At 65.3% G+C, this 22,569-nt stretch carries 23 protein-coding genes and 2 tRNA genes; 15 read left to right on the forward strand and 10 right to left on the reverse strand.

What is annotated here, in order from left to right; all coding sequences use genetic code 11:
- Positions 1-34 precede the first annotated feature (34 nt).
- Positions 35-1,324: a M18 family aminopeptidase gene (locus ACNFIA_RS04285; protein WP_416783095.1), complete on the forward strand. Its 1,290-nt coding sequence runs from the start codon at positions 35-37 to the stop codon at positions 1,322-1,324.
- A 61-nt stretch (positions 1,325-1,385) separates the two neighbouring features.
- Positions 1,386-1,787, forward strand: coding sequence for a GFA family protein (locus tag ACNFIA_RS04290; protein WP_416783097.1), 402 nt, complete (start codon positions 1,386-1,388; stop codon positions 1,785-1,787).
- Between the two features lie 146 nt (positions 1,788-1,933).
- Here the strand turns inward: ACNFIA_RS04290 and ACNFIA_RS04295 are convergent, their stop codons facing one another.
- On the reverse strand, positions 1,934-2,650 hold the full coding sequence (locus ACNFIA_RS04295; protein ID WP_259753583.1) for a UTRA domain-containing protein: 717 nt from the start codon (positions 2,648-2,650) through the stop codon (positions 1,934-1,936).
- A 326-nt stretch (positions 2,651-2,976) separates the two neighbouring features.
- On the opposite strand from ACNFIA_RS04295, the gene ACNFIA_RS04300 reads away from it, so the two are divergent.
- The 6 genes from ACNFIA_RS04300 to ACNFIA_RS04325 all read left to right on the forward strand — a co-directional run bounded on the left by ACNFIA_RS04300 (position 2,977) and on the right by ACNFIA_RS04325 (position 8,424).
- Positions 2,977-4,035, forward strand: a complete 1,059-nt coding sequence (locus ACNFIA_RS04300; protein ID WP_416783098.1) for an ABC transporter substrate-binding protein — start codon at positions 2,977-2,979, stop codon at positions 4,033-4,035.
- Positions 4,036-4,092: 57 nt separating this feature from the next.
- Complete coding sequence (locus ACNFIA_RS04305; RefSeq protein WP_416783100.1) at positions 4,093-4,902, forward strand: alkaline phosphatase family protein; 810 nt, start codon at positions 4,093-4,095, stop codon at positions 4,900-4,902.
- On the forward strand, positions 4,899-5,738 hold the full coding sequence (locus ACNFIA_RS04310) for an ABC transporter permease (protein WP_416783102.1): 840 nt from the start codon (positions 4,899-4,901) through the stop codon (positions 5,736-5,738). The genes ACNFIA_RS04305 and ACNFIA_RS04310 overlap by 4 nt, the downstream gene beginning before the upstream one ends.
- Positions 5,739-5,993: 255 nt before the next feature.
- Positions 5,994-6,779 carry an ABC transporter permease gene (locus ACNFIA_RS04315; RefSeq protein WP_259753575.1) on the forward strand — a complete coding sequence of 262 codons (786 nt, stop codon included), beginning with the start codon at positions 5,994-5,996 and terminating at the stop codon, positions 6,777-6,779.
- Positions 6,776-7,771 carry an ABC transporter ATP-binding protein gene (locus tag ACNFIA_RS04320; protein WP_416783104.1) on the forward strand — a complete coding sequence of 332 codons (996 nt, stop codon included), beginning with the start codon at positions 6,776-6,778 and terminating at the stop codon, positions 7,769-7,771. Before ACNFIA_RS04315 ends, ACNFIA_RS04320 begins: the two co-directional genes overlap by 4 nt.
- Complete coding sequence (locus ACNFIA_RS04325; protein WP_416783105.1) at positions 7,771-8,424, forward strand: HAD family hydrolase; 654 nt, start codon at positions 7,771-7,773, stop codon at positions 8,422-8,424. The genes ACNFIA_RS04320 and ACNFIA_RS04325 overlap by 1 nt, the downstream gene beginning before the upstream one ends.
- Before the next feature lie 79 nt (positions 8,425-8,503).
- Here ACNFIA_RS04325 and ACNFIA_RS04330 read toward each other — a convergent pair whose 3' ends face one another.
- A complete protein-coding gene (locus ACNFIA_RS04330) occupies positions 8,504-9,466 on the reverse strand; it encodes an NAD(P)H-quinone oxidoreductase (RefSeq protein ID WP_259753570.1) in 963 nt (320 codons plus the stop codon).
- A 138-nt stretch (positions 9,467-9,604) separates the two neighbouring features.
- Here ACNFIA_RS04330 and ACNFIA_RS04335 point away from each other — a divergent pair, with 138 nt between their 5' ends.
- Positions 9,605-11,683 (forward strand): carboxy terminal-processing peptidase, encoded by a 2,079-nt coding sequence (locus tag ACNFIA_RS04335; protein ID WP_259753568.1) that lies wholly within the window; start codon positions 9,605-9,607, stop codon positions 11,681-11,683.
- Between the two features lie 89 nt (positions 11,684-11,772).
- The gene (locus ACNFIA_RS04340) at positions 11,773-13,521 is read left to right on the forward strand and encodes a bifunctional diguanylate cyclase/phosphodiesterase (RefSeq protein ID WP_416783107.1); all 1,749 of its coding nucleotides are present in this window, start codon (positions 11,773-11,775) and stop codon (positions 13,519-13,521) included.
- A gap of 1 nt (position 13,522) precedes the next feature.
- Here ACNFIA_RS04340 and ACNFIA_RS04345 read toward each other — a convergent pair whose 3' ends face one another.
- From ACNFIA_RS04345 to ACNFIA_RS04355, 3 genes are all read right to left on the reverse strand, one after another.
- Complete coding sequence (locus ACNFIA_RS04345; protein WP_416783720.1) at positions 13,523-13,939, reverse strand: sel1 repeat family protein; 417 nt, start codon at positions 13,937-13,939, stop codon at positions 13,523-13,525.
- Positions 13,940-14,009: 70 nt separating this feature from the next.
- Positions 14,010-14,375 (reverse strand): hypothetical protein, encoded by a 366-nt coding sequence (locus ACNFIA_RS04350; RefSeq protein ID WP_259753565.1) that lies wholly within the window; start codon positions 14,373-14,375, stop codon positions 14,010-14,012.
- Positions 14,372-14,689: a helix-turn-helix domain-containing protein gene (locus ACNFIA_RS04355; protein WP_259753563.1), complete on the reverse strand. Its 318-nt coding sequence runs from the start codon at positions 14,687-14,689 to the stop codon at positions 14,372-14,374. Before ACNFIA_RS04355 ends, ACNFIA_RS04350 begins: the two co-directional genes overlap by 4 nt.
- Positions 14,690-14,761: 72 nt before the next feature.
- Between ACNFIA_RS04355 and ACNFIA_RS04360 the strand changes: the two genes are divergently transcribed.
- Positions 14,762-15,532 (forward strand): substrate-binding periplasmic protein, encoded by a 771-nt coding sequence (locus ACNFIA_RS04360; protein WP_416783109.1) that lies wholly within the window; start codon positions 14,762-14,764, stop codon positions 15,530-15,532.
- On the opposite strand, the gene ACNFIA_RS04365 is transcribed toward ACNFIA_RS04360, so the two are convergent.
- The 4 genes from ACNFIA_RS04365 to ACNFIA_RS04380 all read right to left on the reverse strand — a co-directional run bounded on the left by ACNFIA_RS04365 (position 15,520) and on the right by ACNFIA_RS04380 (position 17,489).
- Entirely contained in the window at positions 15,520-15,945 is a 426-nt protein-coding gene (locus ACNFIA_RS04365) for a YkvA family protein (protein WP_416783111.1), read from the reverse strand. The genes ACNFIA_RS04360 and ACNFIA_RS04365 overlap by 13 nt on opposite strands.
- A 374-nt stretch (positions 15,946-16,319) precedes the next feature.
- Positions 16,320-17,066: an FKBP-type peptidyl-prolyl cis-trans isomerase gene (locus tag ACNFIA_RS04370; RefSeq protein WP_259753559.1), complete on the reverse strand. Its 747-nt coding sequence runs from the start codon at positions 17,064-17,066 to the stop codon at positions 16,320-16,322.
- A gap of 257 nt (positions 17,067-17,323) precedes the next feature.
- A tRNA-Asp gene (locus tag ACNFIA_RS04375) sits at positions 17,324-17,400 on the reverse strand.
- Positions 17,401-17,413: 13 nt separating this feature from the next.
- Positions 17,414-17,489: transfer RNA gene (locus ACNFIA_RS04380), tRNA-Val, on the reverse strand.
- A 177-nt stretch (positions 17,490-17,666) separates the two neighbouring features.
- Here ACNFIA_RS04380 and rdgC point away from each other — a divergent pair.
- The 4 genes from rdgC to ACNFIA_RS04400 all read left to right on the forward strand — a co-directional run bounded on the left by rdgC (position 17,667) and on the right by ACNFIA_RS04400 (position 20,482).
- Positions 17,667-18,587 (forward strand): recombination-associated protein RdgC, encoded by a 921-nt coding sequence (gene rdgC, locus ACNFIA_RS04385; RefSeq protein ID WP_259753557.1) that lies wholly within the window; start codon positions 17,667-17,669, stop codon positions 18,585-18,587.
- Between the two features lie 72 nt (positions 18,588-18,659).
- Positions 18,660-19,616, forward strand: coding sequence for a bile acid:sodium symporter family protein (locus ACNFIA_RS04390; protein WP_416783112.1), 957 nt, complete (start codon positions 18,660-18,662; stop codon positions 19,614-19,616).
- Positions 19,617-19,751: 135 nt separating this feature from the next.
- Positions 19,752-20,066 carry a quaternary ammonium compound efflux SMR transporter SugE gene (gene sugE / locus ACNFIA_RS04395; protein WP_416783114.1) on the forward strand — a complete coding sequence of 105 codons (315 nt, stop codon included), beginning with the start codon at positions 19,752-19,754 and terminating at the stop codon, positions 20,064-20,066.
- Positions 20,067-20,272: 206 nt separating this feature from the next.
- Positions 20,273-20,482 carry a cold-shock protein gene (locus tag ACNFIA_RS04400; protein ID WP_024763416.1) on the forward strand — a complete coding sequence of 70 codons (210 nt, stop codon included), beginning with the start codon at positions 20,273-20,275 and terminating at the stop codon, positions 20,480-20,482.
- Positions 20,483-20,545: 63 nt separating this feature from the next.
- Here the strand turns inward: ACNFIA_RS04400 and ACNFIA_RS04405 are convergent, their stop codons facing one another.
- A complete protein-coding gene (locus ACNFIA_RS04405; RefSeq protein WP_416783116.1) occupies positions 20,546-22,420 on the reverse strand; it encodes an MFS transporter in 1,875 nt (624 codons plus the stop codon).
- Positions 22,421-22,569: the final 149 nt, after the last annotated feature.

Consider the following 22,569-nt stretch of genomic DNA (forward strand, 5'->3'; position numbering starts at 1 on the left):
TAAACTTCCGGCCATTCGCTGTCCGGAGTTACCCATGCGTACAGAACTCAACCAGGGCCTGATCGATTTCCTCGCGGCCTCCCCCACCCCGTTCCACGCCACCCAGGCCCTCGCCCGGCGCCTCGAAGAGGCCGGCTACCAGCGCCTGGACGAGCGCGACGCCTGGCGCACCGAGGCCGGCGGCCGCTACTACGTCACCCGCAACGACTCCTCGCTGATCGCCTTCAAGCTCGGCACCGCGCCGCTGCTGGAGAACGGCCTGCGCCTGGTGGGCGCGCACACCGACAGCCCCTGCCTGCGCGTCAAGCCGAACCCCGAGCTCGTGCGCAACGGCTACTGGCAGCTGGGTGTCGAGGTCTATGGCGGTGCGCTGTTCGCGCCCTGGTTCGACCGCGACCTGTCCCTGGCCGGCCGCGTCACCTTCCGCCTGGCCGGCAAGGTCGAGAGCAAGCTGATCGACTTCAGGACGCCCATCGCGGTGATCCCCAACTTGGCGATCCACCTCAACCGCGAAGCGAACATGGGCTGGTCGATCAACGCGCAGACCGAACTGCCGCCGATCCTCGCCCAGGTCGCCGCCGGCGAGACCCGCGACTTCCGCGACCTGCTCGGCGAACAGCTGCAGCTGGAACACGGCATCACCGCCGACGCCATCCTCGACTACGAGCTGAGCTTCTACGACACCCAGCGCGCCGCCGTGATCGGCCTCGACCAGGCCTTCATCGCCGGCGCCCGCCTGGACAACCTGCTGTCCTGCTTCGCCGGCCTGCAAGCGCTGCTGGGCAGCAATGACGAGCAGAGCGGTGTGCTGGTCTGCACCGACCACGAAGAAGTGGGTTCCTGCTCCGCCTGCGGCGCCGACGGCCCGTTCCTGGAGCAGGTGCTGCGCCGCCTGCTGCCCGAGGGCGACGCCTTTACCCGCGCCGTGCAGCGCTCGCTGCTGGTGTCCGCCGACAACGCCCATGGCGTGCACCCCAACTACGCCGACAAGCACGACGGCAACCACGGCCCGAAGCTCAACGGCGGCCCGGTGATCAAGATCAACAGCAACCAGCGCTACGCCACCAACAGCGAGACCGCCGGGTTCTTCCGCCACCTGTGCCTGGAGAACGAAGTGCCGGTGCAGAGTTTCGTGACCCGCAGCGACATGGGTTGCGGCTCCACCATCGGCCCGATTACCGCCAGCCAGATCGGCGTGCGCACCGTGGACATCGGCTTGCCGACCTTCGCCATGCACTCCATCCGCGAACTGGCCGGCAGCCAGGACCTGCACTACCTGGCCAAGGTCCTCAGCGCCTTCTACGACAGCGCCGACCTGCCCTGACCCGAACGCCCGGCACCCGCCGGGCGTTTTGTTTCTGGAGAGTCCACGAGGAGAGCCAGCCATGCCATTCACCGGAAGCTGCCTGTGCGGCGATATCGGCTATGAGATCGACGGCCTGGACATGCCCATCGGCCATTGCCACTGCCGCACCTGCCAGAAGGCCCACTCGGCAGCCTTCGCCAGCACCGCCGGGGTGATGCGCGAACACTTCCGCTGGACGCGCGGCGAGGACAAGGTGGCGGCGTACGAATCCTCGCCCGGCAAGCTGCGCAAGTTCTGCCCGCGCTGCGGGACGCAACTGATCGCCGAGCGCGCCGGCCAGCCCCACGTCATCGTCCGCGTGGCCAGCCTGGACGACGACCCGGGCGCGCGCCCGGCGCGGCATATCTGGGTGTCCCATGATCGGCCGTGGCTGGCGCAGGACGGGATTCCGGCTTATCTGGAGTGGAACCCGGATCGCTGACGGCAGTTGCCTTTCGTAGGAGCGAGCTTGCTCGCGAATCGTGAAGCGTCGGAGTTGACCTGATACACCCTCTCCCTGAAGGGAGAGGGGACTGGTTCGCGAGCAAGCTCGCTCCTACACGCTCAATCCGTCAACGTACCCGGGGGTCAATCCGGCACTTCCACGCTTACGTGAATGGCATCGTGCCGCCAGAACTCCAGGTCGCAGTCGATGATGCGCCCGTGCTGGTCGCCGTTGATGCGGGTGATGCGCAGCGCTGGGCTGCCCTCGGCGACGCGCAGCACGCTGGCCGCCTCGCCGTGCAGGGCGGTGGGCACCATGTCGAAGCGTACGCGGCCGTAACGGATGTCGTAGCGGCTGGCGTACAGCTCGGTCAGCGAACAGGTCAGGTCACTGTCGAGAATGCCCGGGAAGTACGCCGGGTTCAGGTAGTGCTCGACATAGAGCACCAACCGTCCATCCACCCGGCGCACGCGGCGGATCTGGTAGACGCTGGACAGCGCCGGCAACTCCAGCAGTTCGCAGATCGCCGCGCTGGCGGGCACCTGGCGGGCCGAGAGGACTTCGGTTGCCGGCAGCCGGCCCTGCCCTTCCACCATGGCGTGGAAGTGGCTGCGCACCAGCGGGTTGTACAACAGGCGCGGCGGCGAGACGAACCAGCCGCGGCGTTCCTCGCGATAGATCAGCCCCTGCGCCTCCAGCTGCCCCAGCGCCTCGCGCAGGGTGATCCGCGTGGTGTCGAACAGCTCGCTGAGCTTGCGTTCGGCCGGCAGCTTGCCGCCGGCGCTGAGCAGGCCGCTGTCGATCTGTTCGATCAGGGCGCGGCAGATCGCCGTCACCGTGGGTAGCGCCGTATCGCGCATTCGTTTCCCTCTTTTGGACTAGTCCAGCCCCAGAACAGGGCATTTCCTTCCCCAGCCGGGGCACGTTCATCCTAGGAAAGCCCGATGACCGTCCTGTGACAATGCCTTTTCAAGCAGCCGCCATGCCAGTTAACGACACCAGCGTAGCCCAGGCGAATCGCGGCATTGGCGATGGTCTACGCTTTTCCCCGACGACTCGCTGGCAGCGCGCGGCCGGCTCAGCGCGCCAGCGGCTTACATCAAACTGTCATCCGCCTTGCTTAGATTGGCCTGCGTCTTGCTGATCTAGACCACGTTTGAAAACACCAAAACCGAAGGAGCACCGAATGAAACGCTTGCTTGCTTCACTGCTGGGATCGGCCATTGCCCTGGGCAGTGGCCTCGCCATGGCGGCCAACGCCGATCTGCAATCGCTGGAAGCCGCCGCCCGCAAGGAGGGCCAGGTCAACAGCGTGGGCATGCCCGATAGCTGGGCGAACTGGAAAGACACCTGGAAGGACCTGGAAAGCAAGTACGGCCTGAAGCACATGGACACCGACATGAGCTCGGCCCAGGAACTGGCCAAGTTCAAGGCGGAGAAGGAAAACGCCAGCGCCGACATCGGCGACGTCGGCGCCGCCTTCGGCCCCATCGCCATCCAGATGGACGTCAGCCAGCCCTACAAGCCCAGCACCTGGGACCAGGTGCCGGATTGGGCCAAGGACAAGGACGGCCACTGGGCGCTGGCCTACACCGGCACCATCGCCTTCATCGTCAACAAACAGCTGGTGAAGGACGTGCCGCACAGTTGGGCCGACCTGCTCAAGGGCAAGTACAAGGTCACCATCGGTGACGTCAGCGCCGCGGCGCAGGCGGTCAACGGCGTGCTGGCCGCCAGCATCGCCAACGGCGGCGACGAGAAGAACATCAAGCCGGGCCTGGAGTTCTTCGCCCAGCTCGCCAAGCAGGGCCGCTTGTCGCTGACCAACCCGGTGATCAACACCCTGGAGAAGGGTGAAGTGGAAGTCGGCATCGTCTGGGACTTCAACGGCCTGAGCTACCGCGACCAGATCGACCCGTCGCGCTTCGAAGTGCTGATCCCCTCCGACGGTTCGGTGATCTCCGGCTACACCACCATCATCAACAAGTACGCGAAGAACCCGAACGCCGCGAAGCTGGCGCGCGAGTACATCTTCAGCGACGCCGGGCAGATCAACCTGGCCAAGGGCAACGCCCGGCCGATCCGCGCCGAGCACCTGACCCTGCCGGCGGACGTGAAGGCCAAGCTGCTGCCCAACGAGCAGTACGCCAAGGCCCAGCCGATCAAGGACGCCAAGGCCTGGGAAGAAACCTCCAAGCGTCTGCCGCGCCTGTGGCAGGAAAACGTCATCATCAACATGCAATGACGCCCAGCCGCCCCGGCTCGCGCCGGGGCGGCCGCGTTTCGACGAAGGCCCCGCCCCATGCGCCACGACGTCATCCTGGTTGTCCTCGACGGCCTCAACTACAGCGTCGCCCACGATTGCATGGGCCACCTGCAGGCCCTGTGCAACGCCGGCCGCGGCCAGCTGTACCGGCTCGAATGCGAGCTGCCCTCGCTGTCGCGCCCGCTGTATGAATGCATCCTCACCGGTGTGCGCCCCATCGACAGCGGCATCCTGCACAACGATGTGTCGCGCCTGTCCAACCAGCGCAGTCTGTTCCACTACGCCCGCGACGCCGGCCTGACCACTGCCGCCGCGGCCTACCACTGGGTCAGCGAGCTGTACAACCGCACGCCCTTCGACCCGGCGCGCGACCGGCATACCGACGACCAATCCCTGCCGATCCAGCACGGCCACTTCTACTGGACCGACCATTACCCCGACTCGCACCTGTTCACCGACGCCGAGTCGCTGCGCCGCCGGCATGCGCCCAACTGCCTGCTGGTGCACCCGATGAACATCGACGACGCCGGCCACAAGCACGGCCTGGGTACGCCGCAGTACCGCAACAGCGCGCGGCACGTGGACATCATCCTTTCCGAGTACCTGCATCAGTGGCTGGCTGCCGGCTATCAGGTGATGGTCACCGCCGACCACGGCATGAACGACGACCGCAGCCACGGCGGCATCCTTCCCGAGGAGCGCGAAGTGCCGCTGTTCGTCTTCGGCGAGGCGTTCAGCCTCGATGACCAGGCGCGCCCACGCCAGGTCGAACTCTGCGGCACGCTATGCGAGATCCTCGGCGCCGCCCACGACAAACCGGTCTGCCGGGAGTTGCTCAAGGCATGAGATCGAACACCGGAAAACTCTTCGCCCTGCTCTGCCTGCTGCCCTTCGCGCTGTTCTTCTTCGCCTTCCAGCTCGCACCGCTGCTGTGGGTGATGATCAACAGCGTGCGCACGGGCGACGGCTGGGGCCTGGCCAACTTCGGCGAGATCTTCGGCTCGCCGTTCTACCGGCAGGCGATCCGCTACAGCCTGGAAATCTCGGTGTGGTCGAGCCTGATCGGGCTGTTCGTCGCCATCCTCGGCAGCTACTCGCTGCGCCAGGTGGACAGCAAGCTGCGCGACTTCGTGATGGCCTTCGCCAACATGACCAGCAACTTCGCCGGGGTGCCGCTGGCCTTCGCCTTCATCATCATCCTGGGCTTCAACGGCGCGATCACGCTGCTGCTGAAACAGGCGGGGATCATCGAGGACTTCAACCTCTACTCGAAGACCGGCCTGATCATCCTCTACACCTACTTCCAGATTCCCCTGGGGGTGATGCTGCTCTACCCGGCCTTCGACGCCCTGCGCGAGGACTGGCGCGAATCCGCCGCTCTCCTGGGCGCCAGCCACTGGGCGTTCTGGCGGCACATCGGCATCCCGGTGCTGACGCCGGCCCTGCTGGGCACCTTCGTCATCCTGCTGGCCAACGCGCTGGGCGCCTACGCCACGGTCTACTCGCTGACCACCGGCAACTTCAACGTGGTGCCGATCCGCATCGCCGGGCTGGTCTCGGGCGACGTGTTCCTCGACCCGAACATGGCCAGTGCGCTGGCGATGGTGCTGGTCGGCCTGATGAGCATCATTACCCTGGCCCACCAGTGGCTGCTGCGCCGGAGCTACCATGTCGCGAAATAGGGTCTGCCATCAGTCATTTCCTCTGATTGCGTTGCCGCCAGAAAGTGGCCCAGGCAAGGCGCAGCCTGCCGCCAATGGCATTCCCTTGGCAAAGGCTGCAACGCGGCATGGGCCGCTTTCTGGCGCAACCCGAAGGGACGGGCCAGTTATTGCGCAGTGCAGCGTTGCTCATCGCTCATTTGGAATGACCAAACCACCCTCCTCGCGTCTCGCCCTGCGCAATAACTGGCTCCGTCGCAACAGAGGAAATGACTGATGGCAGACCCACGTTCGCTGTACCACCGCGTGGTGGTCTACGCGCTGTTCCTCATCCTGCTGGTGCCGCTGGCGGCCACCCTGCTCTACTCGCTGGCCACCTCGTGGAGCGCCAGCGTATTGCCGGACGGCCTGACCTTGAAGTGGTTCCTGACCCTGTGGAGCGACCCGCGCTTCCTCGTCGCCTTCGGCCAGTCGCTGCTGGTGTGCTTCGGCGCGCTGATTCTCAGCGTGGTGCTGGTGCTGCCGCTGATGTTCGTCATCCACTACTACTTCCCGCGCCTGGACGCGCTGATGAACGTGCTGATCCTGCTGCCCTTCGCGGTGCCGCCGGTGGTGTCGTCGGTGGGCCTGCTGCAGCTCTACGCCTCGGGCCCGGTGCCCATCGTGGGCACGCCGTGGATCCTGATCGGCTGCTACTTCACCATCGCCCTGCCGTTCATGTACCGGGCGATCAGCAACAACCTGCAGGCGATCAACCTGCACGACCTGATGGACGCCGCACACCTGCTCGGCGCCAGCACCTGGCAGGCCGCCCTGCTGGTAGTGCTGCCGAACCTGCGCAAGGGCCTGATGGTGGCGCTGTTCCTGTCCTTCAGCTTCCTCATTGGCGAGTTCGTCTTCGCCAACCTGCTGGTGGGCACCCGCTACGAAACGCTGCAGGTGTTCCTCAACAACATGCGCAACAGCAGCGGCCACTACACCAGCGCGGTGGTGGTTTCCTATTTCCTCTTCGTCCTGCTGCTCACCTGGGCGGCGAACCGTTTAAGCAAGGACAAGGCATGAGCTTCCTCAGCGTCGAGACACTGAACAAGAGCTACGGCACCACCACGGTGTTCCAGGACATCGATTTCGCCGCCGAGCGCGGCGAGTTCGTCACCCTGCTCGGCCCCAGCGGCTGCGGCAAGTCCACCCTGCTGCGCTGCATCGCCGGCCTCACCGCGGTGGACAGCGGGCGCATCCTGCTCGATGGCGAGGACATCGTGCCCAAGAGCCCGCAGAAGCGCGGCATCGCCATGGTGTTCCAGAGCTACGCGCTGTTCCCCAACATGACCGTGGAGCAGAACGTCGCCTTCGGCCTGCGCATGCAGAAGGTGCCGGCGGCGGAGTCGACCCAGCGCGTGCGCGAGGCCCTGGAGATGGTCGAGCTCGGCCCGTTAGCCTCGCGCTACCCGCACCAGCTTTCCGGCGGCCAGTGCCAGCGCGTCGCCCTGGCCCGTTCGCTGGTCACCCGCCCGCGCCTGCTGCTGCTCGACGAGCCGCTGTCGGCGCTGGACGCGCGCATCCGCAAGCACCTGCGCGAGCAGATCCGCCGCATCCAGCAGGAATTGAAACTGACCACGGTGTTCGTCACCCATGACCAGGAAGAAGCGTTGACGCTGTCCGACCGCATCGTGCTGATGAACGCCGGGCGCATCGTCCAGAGCGGCGACGCCGAAACCCTCTACACCGCGCCGGAGAACGCCTTCGCCGCCGGCTTCATCGGCAACTACAACCTGCTCGATGCCGCCCAGGCCACCAGGCTGCTGGACCGGCCGTTCCGCCAGCAGGTGGCGATCCGCCCCGAATCCCTGCGCCTGAGCGTGGAGCCAGGCGAAGGCATCCCGGTTCGGGTACTCTCCCACAGCCTGCTGGGCAACGTGATCCGCTACCGGGTCGACGCCAATGGCGTCGAGCTGACCGTGGACGTCCTCAACCGCAGCGCCGAGCGCCTCTACCCGGCCGGCACCCAGCTCGGCCTGCAAATCGATAGTGAAAGCATTCGGGAGGTGGCCTGATGGCCCTGGTGATATTCGACCTCGACGACACCCTGATCGACGGCGATTGCGCGAGCCTGTGGAGCCAGCGCATGGCCGATCTGGGCTGGGTGGACGCGGAGTCGTTCCTCAAGCGCGACGCCGAACTGATGGCGCTGTACGCGCAGGGCAAGCTGCCCATGGAGGATTACATGGCCTTCACCCTGGAGCCGATGGCCGGGCGCAGCGTGGAGGAAATCGAGCGCGAAGTGGGCACCTTCGTCGAGGACGTGATCGAACCGCTGATCCACACCGACGCCTGCGCCACCCTCGCCCGCCATCGCGAGGCCGGCGACCGCCCGCTGGTGATTTCCGCCTCCGGCGTGCACCTGGTGCAACCGATCGCCGAACGCATCGGCATCGACGAGGTACTGGCCATCGACCTGGAGGTGGTGAACGGCCACTACACCGGTCGCACCGTCGGCGTGCTCACCTACCGCGAAGGCAAGGTGCTGCGCCTGCTCGACCTGCTCGAAGGCGACGACAGCCAACTGGCCGAGGCGCACTTCTACTCCGACTCGCGCAACGACCTGCCGCTGCTCAAGCTGGTAGGCAAGCCGCACGTGGTGAACGCCGACCCGGTGCTGCTGGAACACGCGCAGAAGATGGGCTGGGACGTCCTCAACTGGAAGTGACGTCGCGCAATGGAAAAGGGCCGCCGGAAGCGGCCCTTTTCATCTGCGGTTCTGCAGGCGCGAGCTGGCGCGCCGAGCCTCAGCTCAGACTCTCGTCGATCAGCACCACCACCTTGCCCTGCACCTGGTTGCTCGCCAGGGCATCGAAGGCGCTCTGCGCATCCCGGATCGGGAAGGTGCGCTCCAGCTGCGGGCTGAGCTGGCCGGATTCGAACAGCGGCCAGACCTTCTGCCCCAGCTCGGCGATCAGCCGAGCCTTGTAGTCGGCATCGCGCGAGCGCAGGGTGGAGCCGATCAGCTGGATACGCTTGCCCAGCAGCAGGGCGAGGTCCAGCTCGGCCTTGCGACCACCCATCAGCCCGATAACCACCCATCGTCCGTCGCGGCCGAGGATTTCCAGGTCCAGCTGGGCGTAATTCGCGCCCACCGGATCGAGGATGACATCGAACGGGGCAAAATCCCGCAGCGATTCGAGACTTTCGCCGCGCAGCGCGCCGCCTTCGGCCCCCAGCGCTTCACAGTAGGCCAGGCGGTCGGCGGACCCGACGCTGACCCAGCACGGGCTGCCGAACGCCTTGCACAGCTGGATGCCGGCGGAACCCACACCGCTGGCGCCCGCGTGCAGCAACACCTTCTCGCCCGGTTGCAACGCGCCGAGCATGAACAGGTTCAGCCAGGCGGTGGCGTACACCTCCGGCAGCGCGGCGGCTTCGGCCAGGCTCAGGCCTGCGGGCACCGGCAGCGCATGGCGTTCGTCCACCACCACCTGCTCGGCCATGCCACCGCCGGCCAGCAGCGCACACACGCGGTCGCCCACCTGCCAGGTGCTGCCGGCGCCGACTTCGGTCACCACGCCGGCGCATTCCAGGCCGATGACGTCGCTCGCCCCCGGCGGCGGCGGATAATGGCCGGCCACCTGCAGCAGGTCGGCGCGGTTGAGCCCGGCCGCCGCGACCTGGATGCGGATCTGCCCCTGCGCACAAGTCGGATTGGCGCGCTCGGCCCATTCCACTCGCCCTTCGATACCTTGCAATGCGTTCACGCTGCCTCCATAGTGACTTCGCAGGGCCCGCTCCGTATGGTCGGGCCCTTTTTCTGCGCCGAATTCACCTGCGATTGAACCCGGCGCCGCCAATTACGGCCTAATATGCGTCATAACTCCGCGATCAGTCGAATCAGCATGAAGCGATTTTTGCCCCGTACCGCCCTGTTGTTCATCCTCGGCGCAACCGCCCTTTCCTCGTTCGCAGCGACCACCAGCCCGAACGTCTGGGACGGCCTGCAACCAGACCGGGATCAGGTGATCGCCAGCCTCAACATCGTTGAGCTGCTCAAGCGCCATCACTACAACAAGCCGCCGCTGAACGACGAGCGCTCGGCAAAAATCTACGACAGCTACCTCAAGACCCTCGATCCGGCGCGCATGTACTTCACCGCCGCCGACATCGACCAGTTCGCGCCCTGGCGCACTCAGTTCGACGACTTCCTCAAGAGCGGCGAGCTGGAGCCCGGCTTCACCATCTACAAGCGTCACCTCGACCGCCTGAAGGAGCGCCTGGACTTCGCCCTGGCAACCCTGAACAAGGGCGTCGACAAGATGGACTTCACCACCGACGAAACGCTGGAAATCGACCGCGAGAAGTCGCCCTGGGCGAAGGACAGCGCCGCGCTCGATGAGCTGTGGCGCAAGAAGGTGAAGGACGAGGTCCTGCGCCTGAAGATCGCCGGCAAGGACAACAAGGCCATCCAGGAACAGCTGACCAAGCGCTACAAGAACCAGCTGATGCGCCTGGAGCAGACCCGCAGCGAAGACATCTTCCAGGCCTACATCAACGCCTTCGCGCAGACCTACGACCCGCACACCCAGTACCTCTCGCCGGACAGCGCGGAAAACTTCGACATCAACATGAGCCTCTCGCTGGAAGGCATCGGCGCCGTACTGCAGAGCGACAACGACTACGTCAAGGTCGTGCGCCTGGTACCGGCCGGCCCCGCCGAGAAGAGCAAGCAGATCGCCACCTCCGACAAGATCATCGGCGTCGCCCAGGGCAAAGGCGAGATGGTCGACGTGGTCGGCTGGCGCCTGGATGAAGTGGTCAAGCTGATCCGCGGCCCGAAAGGCTCGCAGGTCCGCCTGGAGGTGATCCCCTCGACCAACGCGCCGAACGACCAGACCAGCAAGATCGTCACCATCACCCGCGAGGCGGTGAAGCTGGAAGACCAGGCGGCGAAGAAGTCGGAAATCACCATCGACCACGAAGGCAAGAACTACAAGCTGGGCATCATCGACGTGCCGGCGTTCTACCTCGACTTCAAGGCCTACCGCGCCGGCGATCCGGACTACAAGTCCACCACCCGCGACGTGAAGAAGCTGATCGGCGAATTGCAGAAGGACAAGGTCGACGGCATCGTCATCGACCTGCGCAACAACGGCGGCGGCTCGCTGCAGGAAGCCACCGAGCTGACCGGCCTGTTCATCGACCAGGGCCCGACCGTGCTGGTGCGCAACAGCGACGGCCGCGTCGACGTGCTCAACGATGACGAAGGCAAGGCCTACTACACCGGCCCGATGACCGTGCTGGTCAACCGCCTGTCCGCCTCGGCGTCGGAGATCTTCGCCGGTGCCATGCAGGACTACCATCGCGCGCTCATCGTCGGTGGCCAGACCTTCGGCAAGGGCACCGTGCAGACCATCCAGCCGCTGAACCATGGCGAGCTGAAGCTGACCCTGGCCAAGTTCTACCGCGTCTCCGGCCAGAGCACCCAGCACCAGGGCGTGATCCCGGACATCAGCTACCCGTCCATCGTCGACGACAAGGAAATCGGCGAAAGCGCCCTGCCCGACTCGATGCCGTGGGACACCATCAAGCCCGCGCTGAAGGCCCAGGCCGATCCGTTCAAGCCGTTCCTCGACCAGCTGCGCACCCGTCACGATGCGCGCACCGAGCACAACGCGGACTTCGTCTACGCCCGCGAGCGTCTCGCCCTGGCCCAGGAGCTGATGAAGGAGAAGACCGTCAGCCTCAACGAAGCCAAGCGTCGCGCCCAGCAGACCAGCATCGAGAACCGTCAACTGGCCATGGAAAATGCCCTGCGCAAATCCAAGGGCCAGGAACCGCTCAAGGAGCTGAAGAAGGAAGACGAGAACGCCCTGCCGGAAGAGGACAAGACCAAGCCGCAGGACGACGCCTACCTCACCGAGTCCGGGCATATCCTGATCGATTACCTGAATCTGGATTCCCAGGTGGCCAAACACTGATCGGGTGACATCAAACAGTCATGACACTGTCGTGAAATGCACAGGGCCGGGAAACCGGCCCTTTGCTTTTCCAGCCACCGAGAACCGTCATGACCGTCACCGAGCAGTTGAGCGCGCTGGACCAGATCCTCGCTCACGGCGACCTGCACTGCCTGTTCCAGCCCATCCTGTCGCTGTCGGAACGGCGCCTGGTGGGCTACGAAGCCCTTACACGCGGCCCGTCCAACGGCCCGCTGCACTCTCCGCTCACGCTGTTCAGCATCGCCCGCAGCAGCGGTCGCCTGAGCCAGCTGGAGCTGCTTTGCCGACGCAAGGCCTGCGCGCGTTTCCGCGACCTGAAGCTGGCGGGCAAGCTGTTCCTCAACGTCTCGCCGGAATCCCTGCTGGAACCGACCCACCAGCCCGGCCGCACGCTGCAGCTGCTGCAGACCTTCGGCATCTCCCCCAGCGACGTGGTAATCGAGCTGACCGAGCAGACGCCCATCGAGGATTTCACCCTGCTCGACACCGCGCTGCACCACTACCGCGCCATGGGCTTCTCCATCGCCCTCGATGACCTGGGCGCCGGATATTCCAGCCTGCGCCTGTGGTCCGAACTGCGCCCGGACTATGTGAAGATCGACCGCCATTTCATCGAAGGCATCCACCTGGATGCGGTGAAGCGCGAGTTCGTCGGCTCGATCCTGAAGATGGCCCACGCCTCCCGCGCCCAGGTGATCGCCGAAGGCATCGAGATTGCCGAAGAACTGGCGGTGCTCTCGGAAATGGGGGTGGACCTGGTGCAGGGCTACCTGCTCGGCCGCCCCAACGAATCCCCTCCGCGCGATGCCCGCGCCCTGCTCCCGGAAGTCGACAGCGCCGGCGCCCTGCTCGCCGAAGACCAGTCAGACCTCGAACCCCTGCTGCTGGAGCAGCCGGCGGTGCGCGACAGCACGCCCATCGGCGACGTGCTGGAAGCCTTCCGCGCCCAGGCCAACCTGAATTCCCTGGCGGTGCTGGACCGCGACGAACAGCCGGTGGGCATCGTCCATCGCCATGCGCTGTCGGATGCCCTGCTCAAGCCCTTTGCACCGGAGCTGTATGCGCGCAAGCCGATCAGCCGGCTGATGAGCGAGGACTTTCTCGCGGTGGAGCGCAGCCAGTCGCTGCAGCAGGTCAGCCGCCTGCTCACCAGCCGCGCGCGGCAACGCATCGAGGAAGACTTCATCATCACCCTGAACGGCCGCTACCTCGGCCTGGGCCGGGTGATCGACGTGCTCAAGCTGATCACCGAACTGAAGATCCGCCAGGCCCGCCACGCCAACCCGCTGACCCTGCTGCCGGGCAACGTGCCGATCCAGCAGTGTCTGTCGCGCCTGCTGCAACAGGGCCGCGAAGCCGTGGTGTGCTACGTCGACATCGACAGCTTCAAGCCCTTCAACGACCTCTATGGCTACGCCCGCGGCGATGAAGTGCTGCTCTGCCTGGCGCAGTGCCTGGGCGAGCGCGTGGACCCGACGCGGGACTTCGTCGGCCACATCGGCGGCGACGATTTCATGCTGGTGCTGGGCACGCAGGACTGGCGCGAACGGCTCAATCACCTGCTGGAAGATTTCCAGGGCCAGTGCCGGCGCTTCTACAACCGCGAGCACCTCGACGCAGGCTGTTTCGTCGCGCACAACCGCCAGGGCCGGCGCGAGGAATATCCGCTGCTGTCACTGTCGATCGGCGTGGTGCACGTGAAGAGCGGCGCCGGGCAGCGCCTGGATGCCAGCCAACTGGCGGGGCTGGCGTCGGAGGCCAAGCGACACGCGAAGAACATGCCCGGCTACAGCCTGCACATCCTCACCGCCGAGTGAGTCAGAGGCCCAGCTGGCGGGCGCGCGCCTCGTAGCGCTCGGCCTGGCCCTCATCGGGCACCAGACCAGGGCCCCCGCTGCGGTACAGTTCGCCGAGCTTGCGCGCCGCCAGCGGGTGGCCCGCCTCGGCGGCCTGCGCCCAATAGCGCGCGGCTTCCTGCGCATCGCCGGCGTGACGGGTGTCGCCCTTGAGTGATTGCACGCCCACCTGGTAGGCGGCCTTGTGATCGCCGGCCGCCGCCGCAAGGCGCAACAGCCGCAGGCCTTCCTCGCGGGCGCCAAAACCCTGCCCACGAAACAGCAGCAGATGCCCATAGAAGCTCTGTGCGCCGACATCGCCCAGCGCGGCCATGCGCGCGAACTGGCCCTGCATCCAGGCCCAGGCGCGCGGCTGGCGAACCATCCACGGCCAGCCCATGAGGCGCCGCGCCACGGCGTAGCTCAACCGCGCGCGAAGGCGCCAGAATAGCTCGCGGGGCGTTGCCACCTCAGGGCTCCTCGGGGTACTCGAACTCGAATACGCGCACCACTTCGGCCGCATGCCAGCCGGCGGCGGCGGGGCCATCCGGTGCGCCGGAGAAACGACCGAGGCGCTCGACGTATTCGAAGAAGCCGGTGCGCGGCAGGCGGCTGGCGCCCTGGCTGATCACCAGCGAGCTGCGCAGCGGACGGCCGGCCCGCGCATCCAGCGCCGCCAGATGTTCCAGCGCGGCGGTCAGCACGGTCATCGCCGGGGTCGGCAGTTGCAGGCGCTCGATCAGCGCCCGGTAGGTGAGCAGATGGCGTTGGCGGCGGGCATCTTCCAGCTCGCCGAGCAGGCCTTCCCAATGCTTGCGACTGATCTGCACGCTCAAGAAGCCGACTCCCCAGTGCCCAGGGCACGACGCAGGCCATGCTGGATGGCGTCGCTGGCTTCGCGCTCGCCGTTCTCGATCTGCCCCAGGTAGGACGGGCTGATGCCCACCGCCCGCGCCAGCGTCTCGATGGACAGGCCGCGGGCTTCGCGCAGTGTTTTCCAGTCCGGCTTCTCGTCGAATGCCGGGGCGGCAACCGGCTTGACGACCTGGGCGACACCGCGGCCGGCGGCGGCCAAGAGGGCCTGGTAGTCGGCCCAGGGAACCACGGCGTACTCCGCTTCGCCGTCACGCATGATGACTTGAACGTTCATGACAACACTCCTTGCAGGCGGCCATCTTAACAGCCTGATGCGCGCCTGTGCCGGCTATACTGCGCAGCGCCCATGCCACCAGACCAGGGGACCGACTTGCAGCGTTTCCTTCCGTTCTGCCTTTGCCTGGCCAGCGCCCTGTGTGGCGCCGAGGAACTTCGCTGGGGCTATTCGCCAAGCAATGGCATGCCCTACGCGGAAAGTATCGACCATGAATTGGCACCTGGCTTCATCCGCGATCTGGGCGAAACCGTCGGACAGCGTCTGGGGCTCGAGGTTCGCTTCGTGGAAATGCCGGACAAGCGCGCCGAAACGGCACTCGCCCAGGGCACTATCCACCTGCTGTGCATCAACAACCCGCAGTGGATGAAGGCGCCGGAAAAACTGCACTGGTCGCCCAGCCTGTTCGAAGAAGAGGACGCGCTGGCCCAGCGGGTGGACGCGCCCCCCATGGAAGACCTCGCCCGGCTGCACGACGTCCGCATCGGCACCAGCCTTGGCTATGTCTACCCTGCCCCGCTGATGCAGGCCTTTGCCGAAGGCCGGGCGAAGCGCGTGGATGTGCGTGACCTGGATACCCGCCTGCACATGCTCGAAGCCGGCCGCCTGGAGGCGCTGATCGATATGCGCCGGCCGCTGGAATTTCTCCTCGCCCAGCATCACGACCTGCCGGTGGCGATCAGCCGCAGCAACGTGCAGCGCTATTCCATCTACTGCTCGTATGGCCCGGCGTTGCCGCTACCTGCCGAACGCCTGGATGCCGTGCTGCAGGCCCTGGTGGAGGACGGCTCCATCCAGCGCCTGCTGGGCGAGCAGAGCGCGCGGCTGCGTCAGAGGCGCTGAACGGCCTCCGGCGGCGGCAACTGCTTCAGGGCTTCGCGGGTTTCCACCCCCTGTGCATCGCGCCAGACCTTGAACGCATCGATTTCCGACTGCCAGCGGCGCACGACCCAGGCGAGCACCGCCAGGTCATCGAGGAAGCCGACACCCAGCAGCCAGTCCGGAATCAGGTCCACCGGCGACAGGAAGTACAGCAAGGCCGCCACCACAGATACCAGCGCCTGGGAACTGATGCCGCGGTAATCGCCACGCACCCAGGCCACCAGCAATTCCTGCAGCAGCTTCAGATCGGTCTTGGCCAGCTTCACCCGGCCACTCTTGCGCGCCACGGCGAACAGCAGCGCAGGCACCCGGCCGCCGGCGATAAACCGGCTGGCCAGCTTCAGGAAACGATCGAATCCCGGAGGCTTTTTCATCGACTCACCTCGATAGGAAAATTCGCACAGGGCAGGTTCAGGTTATCCACCTTTCCTGTGGATAACTCTGTTGAAAGCCACCCACGATATCGCCCAAACGCCCGCGCCATGAGGGTTGCAGACAGATCGGCGATTTTTTGTTCACCCCTGTAAATGCGTTAAAAATCATGCAGTTGCGGCTATGCGAAGGGCCCGGCAATGTCAAGGGGAGGCGATTGTTTCAACTGCGTCAAATATGTGCATAAGGGTAACACCGGGCCAAAGGTTACTCCCTTTCAGACCCGACGGTCAGCGCGCCGTTCCAGAGCGCTTGGCGCAGAAACGAAAACGCCCCGTGGATCACGGGGCGCTCTCACTGGTACGAAGGTACTCAGTTATTTCTTGGGCGCTTCTGCCGCCGGGGCCGGAGCGTCGGCTTCAGGCTGGTTCGGGTCCTTGATGGCCAGCAGCTCCAGGTCGAATACCAGGACGGAGTTGGCCGGAATGGTCGGGCTCGGGCTCTGGGCGCCGTAGGCCAGCTCGCTCGGGATGTACAGCTTGATCTTCTCGCCGACGTGCATCAGTTGCAGGGCTTCGACCCAACCCGGGATCACGCCGCCAACCGGCAGGTCGATCGGGCTGCCACGCTGGATGGAGCTGTCGAAGACCGTACCATCGACCAGCTTGCCTTCGTAGTGAACGGTGACTACGTCGGTGGCCTTGGGCTGCGGGCCGTCGGCTTTCTTCACGACTTCGTACTGCAGGCCGGACTTGGTGGTGACCACGCCGTCACGCTTGCCGTTTTCCGCGAGGAATTTCTTGCCGGCTTCCAGGGCCTCGGCATTCTTCTTGGCAACCTGCTCTTCAGCGCGCTTCTGCAGGGCGGTGAAGGCCTCGGTCAGCTCTTCGTCGGTCAGCTTCTGCTTCTGCTTGCCAACGGCATCCTCGATGCCCAGGGCGACGGCTTTCGAATCCAGGTCACTCATGCCTTCCTGGGCGAGGCTCTTGCCCATGTTCAGGCCGATGCCATAGGAGGCTTTCTGCGCAGGCGTCTTGAGTTCCACTTCGGCGGCCTGTTTGTCGCAGCCCGCGAGAACCAGGCCGACCAGCGCGATCGCTGCCGCCAACCGATGTTGTTTCATGCTGAATCCTTGTCTTTGCGCCGTCATGGCTGAAGTGATGAAGCCGCGAGCTTATCAGGCGCTCGTGGCCAGTGGCTATGGGCAATAGGAACCACGGCTGGGAGAGAAGTTCCCACACCAAACTTATAAGAAAATTAACAGGATAAGTCTGACGGCCAGCCCGCATTCGCCGACTCAGGCTTGGCAGATTCTGAAGGGAAAAATCGCAGGCAAAGAAAAAGCCCCCAGGTATTGCTACCTGAGGGCTTTTCGAAATGTGGCGCAGCGGACGGGACTCGAACCCGCGACCCCCGGCGTGACAGGCCGGTATTCTAACCGACTGAACTACCGCTGCGTCGGACCTCGAGTGGTGGGTGATGACGGGATCGAACCGCCGACCCTCTGCTTGTAAGGCAGATGCTCTCCCGGCTGAGCTAATCACCCTTCGTCTCGAAGTGGGGCGCATTCTACGGAGGACATTTGAACCTGGCAAGCCCCCGGATGAAAAAAATTTTCAGATGTTCCAAAGGCTTAGAGGAAGAGAGCGAATGACGAAACGGGGTTGGCCTGAACCGCGCCGAACGGAATAATGGGTCCTTTGTGTCCAGGAGTTAGCCCCTCATGTGGTTCCGCAACCTGCTCGTATACCGCCTCACCCAGGATCTGCAGATCGACGCCGATGCCCTGGAGAAGGCCCTGGCCAGCAAGCCGGCACGCGCCTGCGCCAGCCAGGAACTGACCACCTACGGTTTCTCCGCGCCGTTCGGCAAGGGCCCGGACGCTCCGCTGGTACACGCCAGCGAAGGCTTCTTCCTGGTCAGCGCGCGCAAGGAAGAGCGCATTCTTCCCGGCAGCGTGGTGCGCGATGCGCTGAAAGAGAAAGTCGACGAGATCGAAGCCGCGCAGATGCGCAAGGTCTATAAGAAGGAACGTGATCAGCTCAAGGACGAGATCGTCCAGACCCTGCTGCCGCGCGCCTTCATCCGCCGCTCGGTGACCTTCGCCGCCATCGCGCCGAGCCTCGGCCTGATCCTGGTCGACACCTCCAGTGCGAAGAAAGCCGAAGACCTGCTCTCCACCCTGCGCGAGGCGCTGGGTTCGCTGCCGGTGCGACCGCTGACCGTGAAGACCGCGCCGACCGCCACCCTGACCGACTGGGTGAAGACCCAGGAAGCTGCCGGCGACTTCTTCGTGCTCGACGAGTGCGAACTGCGCGACACCCACGAAGACGGCGGCGTGGTGCGCTGCAAACGCCAGGACCTGACCAGCGAGGAAATCCAGCTGCACCTGACCTCCGGCAAGCTGGTCACCCAGCTGTCCCTGGCGTGGTCGGACAAGCTGTCCTTCGTCCTCGACGACAAGGTGGCGATCAAGCGCCTGCGCTTCGAAGACATGCTGCAGGAGAAGGCGGAGCAGGACGGCGGCGAAGATGCCCTCGGCCAGCTCGACGCCAGCTTCACGCTGATGATGCTGACCTTCGCCGAGTTCATCCCGGCGCTGATCGAAGCGCTCGGCGGCGAGGCGATGCCCGAAGGCATCTGATGCCCCGGCAGGCGCCGCGTCCGCGCGGCGCCTGACACCCCAAACAGGCCCACCTGAAAAGAAGGACGACCCATGCGTGCTCTCATCCTGCTCAGCCGCTTCATGGGCAACACCTTCGCCCTCTGGGTGCTGCTCTTCGCCATCCTGGCATTCTTCGTTCCCGCCCTGTTCACGCCCCTCACCGTCGCCATCGTGCCCCTGCTCGGCGTGGTGATGTTCGGCATGGGGCTCACGCTCAAGGTCGAGGACTTCGCCGAAGTCGCCCGGCACCCATGGCGCGTCACGCTCGGCGTGATCGCCCACTTCGTCATCATGCCCGGCATGGCCTGGCTGCTCTGCCAACTGATGCACCTGCCACCGGAAATCGCCGTGGGCGTGATCCTGGTCGGCTGCTGCCCCAGCGGCACCGCCTCCAACGTGATGACCTGGCTGTCGCGCGGCGACCTGGCGCTGTCGGTGGCCATTGCCGGCGTCACCACCCTCCTTGCCCCGCTGCTCACCCCGGCGCTGATCTGGCTGCTGGCCTCGGCCTGGCTGCCGGTGTCGTTCGGCGCGCTGTTCTGGTCGATCCTGCAGGTCGTGGTGGTGCCCATCGTGCTCGGCCTCGTCGCCCAGCGCCTGCTCGGCGCACGGGTACGCCACGTGGTGGACGTGCTGCCACTGATCTCGGTGATGTCCATCGTCATCATCGTCGCCGCCGTGGTCGCCGCCAGCCAGGCGAAGATCGCCGAATCCGGCCTGCTGATCATGGCCGTGGTGATGCTGCACAACGGTTTTGGCTTCCTCCTCGGCTACTTCACCGCCAAGGTCTTCGGCTTGCCGCTGGCGCAGCGCAAGTCGCTGGCGCTGGAAGTCGGCATGCAGAACTCCGGGCTCGGCGCTGCCCTGGCCAGCGCGCACTTCTCGCCGCTGGCAGCGGTGCCCAGCGCGCTGTTCAGCGTCTGGCACAACATCTCCGGCGCCACGCTGTCGACCTGGTTCCGGCGCATGACCGACGAGCCATCGCCGCACAAAAACGCCCCGCAATAGGGCAGGAATACGGCGCCGGGTTGCCCGGCGCCCTGATTTTGTGCAAAATAATGCACATCGTGAGGACGACCTCACCACCTTCCGGTGCTCCAGCGGGGACGGCCCTTCGTATCCATCCACCGTCTGGAGAGCGTCATGTCCTGGATCATCCTGTTCATCGCCGGCCTGTTCGAAGTCGCCTGGGCCGTCGGCTTGAAATACACCGAAGGTTTCATCCGCCCGATACCGACCGCTCTGACCGTGCTGGCGATCATCACCAGCATGGGCCTGCTGGGCCTGGCCATGCGTAACCTGCCGCTGGGCACCGCCTACGCCATCTGGACCGGCGTCGGCGCAGTGGGCACCGTCATCGTCGGCATCGTGCTGTTCGGCGAGTCCATGGCGCCGGTACGCCTGCTCAGCGTCGCGCTGATCCTGTGCGGACTGGTCGGCCTGAAATTGAGCCACTGACGCTGTATCGGTTCTCGATACCGGCGGGCTGTCGCTTTCCCGAAAATTTGTCGGTATGCTGCGGGCCACTGTGTTTGCTAGGGTCACTGTGGCTCGTGACCTGGCGGGGCCATTCCCCGCCACCCGGCTTCGACTGCACCTTGCAACTCAGGACGAGCGCGGACCTTTTCCGCACAACAATATTCAATTGTTCAAGGTGTAATTCCATGTCGAATCGTCAGACCGGCACCGTCAAGTGGTTCAACGACGCCAAGGGCTTCGGCTTCATCACTCCGGAAAGCGGCAACGATGTCTTCGTGCACTTCCGCTCCATCCAGGGCACCGGCTTCAAATCGCTGCAGGAAGGCCAGAAGGTCTCCTTCATCGTGGTTGAAGGCCAGAAGGGCCTGCAGGCTGACGAAGTTCAGGTCATCTGAACCGCGACACGCCCATGAAAAAGCCCCGGCACTGCCGGGGCTTTTTCTTTGCCGCGGGAAAACTCAGCGAGCCGCCCCGCGCAGGGCCGCCACCTGTTCCTGCAGCACCTGGCGCCGGGCCTCCTGCGGCGCCACCGGCTCGCCGGCCACCAGGCTGACCCGCGACCACAGGCGGCGGAAGAAGCCCTTCTGCGGGTCGCGGCTGAAGAAGCTGCCCCACAAGCCCTGCAGCGCCATGGGGATCACCGGTACCGGGGTTTCCTCGAGGATGCGCTCCACCCCACCGCGGAACTCGTTCATCTCGCCGTCCAGGGTCAGCATGCCCTCGGGGAAGATGCACACCAGCTCACCGTCGCGCAGGTACTCGGCGACCTTGGCGAAGGCCTTCTCGTAGGTATCGGCATCCTCGTTGCGCCCGGCGATGGGCACCGCGCCGGCGGTACGGAAGATGAAGTTGAGCACCGGGATGCGGAAGATCTTGTAATACATGACGAAGCGCACCGGACGACGCACGGAGCCGGCGATCAGCAGCGCATCGACGAAGGACACGTGATTGCACACCAGCACCGCCGCCCCTTCATCGGGGATGGCGTCGAGGTTGCGGTGATCCACCCGGTACATCGAGTGGGTCAGCAGCCAGACCAGGAAGCGCATGGTGAACTCGGGCACGATCTTGAAGATGTACACGTTCACCGCGACGTTCATCAGCGAGAGCACGAGGAACAGTTCGGGGATGGTCAGCTTCGCCACCGACAGCAGCAGGATCGAGACGATCGCCGCGACCACCATGAACAGGGCGTTGAGGATGTTGTTGGCGGCGATCACCCGCGCGCGCTTGTCCTCCTCGGTGCGCGCCTGGATCAGCGCGTACAGCGGCACGATGTAGAAGCCGCCGAAGATGCCGATGCCGAGGATGTCCGCCAGTACCGCCCAGGACTGCGAATGCTCCAGCACCGCGAGCCAGTTGTACGGCTGCTCGCCCTGCGGGAAGCCGCCCGAATGCCACCACAGCAGGATGCCGAACAGGCTCAGGCCAATGGAGCCGAAGGGCACCAGGCCGATCTCCACCTTCTTGCCGGAGAGCTTCTCGCACAGCATCGAACCCAGCGCGATGCCCACGGAGAAGACGGTGAGGATCAGCGTCACCACGCTCTCGTCGCCGTGCAGCAGCTCCTTGGCGTAGGTCGGAATCTGCGTCAGGTAGACCGCGCCGAGGAACCAGAACCACGAGTTGCCCACCAGCGAGCGCGACACCGCCGGGCGCTGGCGCAGGCCGAGCAGGAGGATGCTCCAGGACTGGCGGAAGATGTTCCAGTCGATCTTCAGCTCCGGCAGCGCGGCGGCCGCGCGGGGAATCTTCCGGCTGGCGAGGAAGCCGCAGGTCGCCACCAGCACCACGGCGATGCCGACGCCAGCGGCGTAGTCCTGCCGCGACATCAGCACGCCGGCGCCGATGGTGCCGCAGAGGATGGCGAGGAACGTGCCCATCTCCACCAGGGCGTTGCCGCCCACCAGTTCGTCCTCGCGCAGGTGCTGCGGCAGGATGGAGTACTTCACCGGGCCGAACAGCGCGGAGTGGGTGCCCATGGCGAACAAGGCGAGGAACAGCAGCGGCAGGCTGCCGAACACGAAGCCCGCGGCGCCCACCAGCATGACGATGATCTCGGCCAGCTTCAGCCCGCGCATCAGCGCGTCCTTGTTGAACTTCTCGCCGAACTGTCCGCCCAGGGCGGAGAACAGGAAGAACGGCAGGATGAACAGCAGCGCGCAGAGGTTGACCAGCAGGTTGCGGTCACCGCCGACGGTGAGGTGGTAGAGGATCGCCAGGATCAGCGACTGCTTGAAGATGTTGTCGTTGAACGCACCCAGCAGCTGGGTGATGAAGAAGGGCAGGAATCGCTTGGTGCCCAGCAGGGCGAATTGCGAATGTTGAGACATCGTCCTTGTTTACCTGCGTAGCGGCCTCGGGCCGGAATGACAGCACGGATATGACGGCAACAGCGTGAAGAAAAGCCACATTTTCCGCACAAATCCATTGCGCTGGCGACAAATTCGCAAAGCGCGGGCCAAGAAAAAGCCCGTCACGC

Source organism: Pseudomonas sp. NY15437 (assembly GCF_048068435.1).
Lineage (GTDB): Bacteria > Pseudomonadota > Gammaproteobacteria > Pseudomonadales > Pseudomonadaceae > Pseudomonas > Pseudomonas nitroreducens_B.

What these genes read in the sequence shown, in the direction of transcription:
- ACNFIA_RS04310 (WP_416783102.1), top strand. Translation starts at nt 4,899, where the DNA reads ATGAGATCGAACACCGGAAAACTCTTCGCCCTGCTCTGCCTGCTGCCC.
- ACNFIA_RS04355 (WP_259753563.1), bottom strand. Translation starts at nt 14,689, where the DNA reads ATGAACGTTCAAGTCATCATGCGTGACGGCGAAGCGGAGTACGCCGTG.
- ACNFIA_RS04405 (WP_416783116.1), bottom strand. Translation starts at nt 22,420, where the DNA reads ATGTCTCAACATTCGCAATTCGCCCTGCTGGGCACCAAGCGATTCCTG.
- ACNFIA_RS04325 (WP_416783105.1), top strand. Translation starts at nt 7,771, where the DNA reads ATGGCCCTGGTGATATTCGACCTCGACGACACCCTGATCGACGGCGAT.
- ACNFIA_RS04340 (WP_416783107.1), top strand. Translation starts at nt 11,773, where the DNA reads ATGACCGTCACCGAGCAGTTGAGCGCGCTGGACCAGATCCTCGCTCAC.
- ACNFIA_RS04315 (WP_259753575.1), top strand. Translation starts at nt 5,994, where the DNA reads ATGGCAGACCCACGTTCGCTGTACCACCGCGTGGTGGTCTACGCGCTG.
- ACNFIA_RS04285 (WP_416783095.1), top strand. Translation starts at nt 35, where the DNA reads ATGCGTACAGAACTCAACCAGGGCCTGATCGATTTCCTCGCGGCCTCC.
- ACNFIA_RS04390 (WP_416783112.1), top strand. Translation starts at nt 18,660, where the DNA reads ATGCGTGCTCTCATCCTGCTCAGCCGCTTCATGGGCAACACCTTCGCC.
- rdgC (WP_259753557.1), top strand. Translation starts at nt 17,667, where the DNA reads ATGTGGTTCCGCAACCTGCTCGTATACCGCCTCACCCAGGATCTGCAG.
- ACNFIA_RS04365 (WP_416783111.1), bottom strand. Translation starts at nt 15,945, where the DNA reads ATGAAAAAGCCTCCGGGATTCGATCGTTTCCTGAAGCTGGCCAGCCGG.
- ACNFIA_RS04290 (WP_416783097.1), top strand. Translation starts at nt 1,386, where the DNA reads ATGCCATTCACCGGAAGCTGCCTGTGCGGCGATATCGGCTATGAGATC.
- ACNFIA_RS04370 (WP_259753559.1), bottom strand. Translation starts at nt 17,066, where the DNA reads ATGAAACAACATCGGTTGGCGGCAGCGATCGCGCTGGTCGGCCTGGTT.
- ACNFIA_RS04345 (WP_416783720.1), bottom strand. Translation starts at nt 13,939, where the DNA reads ATGGGCTGGCCGTGGATGGTTCGCCAGCCGCGCGCCTGGGCCTGGATG.
- ACNFIA_RS04305 (WP_416783100.1), top strand. Translation starts at nt 4,093, where the DNA reads ATGCGCCACGACGTCATCCTGGTTGTCCTCGACGGCCTCAACTACAGC.
- ACNFIA_RS04360 (WP_416783109.1), top strand. Translation starts at nt 14,762, where the DNA reads ATGCCACCAGACCAGGGGACCGACTTGCAGCGTTTCCTTCCGTTCTGC.
- ACNFIA_RS04300 (WP_416783098.1), top strand. Translation starts at nt 2,977, where the DNA reads ATGAAACGCTTGCTTGCTTCACTGCTGGGATCGGCCATTGCCCTGGGC.
- ACNFIA_RS04320 (WP_416783104.1), top strand. Translation starts at nt 6,776, where the DNA reads ATGAGCTTCCTCAGCGTCGAGACACTGAACAAGAGCTACGGCACCACC.
- sugE (WP_416783114.1), top strand. Translation starts at nt 19,752, where the DNA reads ATGTCCTGGATCATCCTGTTCATCGCCGGCCTGTTCGAAGTCGCCTGG.
- ACNFIA_RS04400 (WP_024763416.1), top strand. Translation starts at nt 20,273, where the DNA reads ATGTCGAATCGTCAGACCGGCACCGTCAAGTGGTTCAACGACGCCAAG.
- ACNFIA_RS04295 (WP_259753583.1), bottom strand. Translation starts at nt 2,650, where the DNA reads ATGCGCGATACGGCGCTACCCACGGTGACGGCGATCTGCCGCGCCCTG.
- ACNFIA_RS04335 (WP_259753568.1), top strand. Translation starts at nt 9,605, where the DNA reads ATGAAGCGATTTTTGCCCCGTACCGCCCTGTTGTTCATCCTCGGCGCA.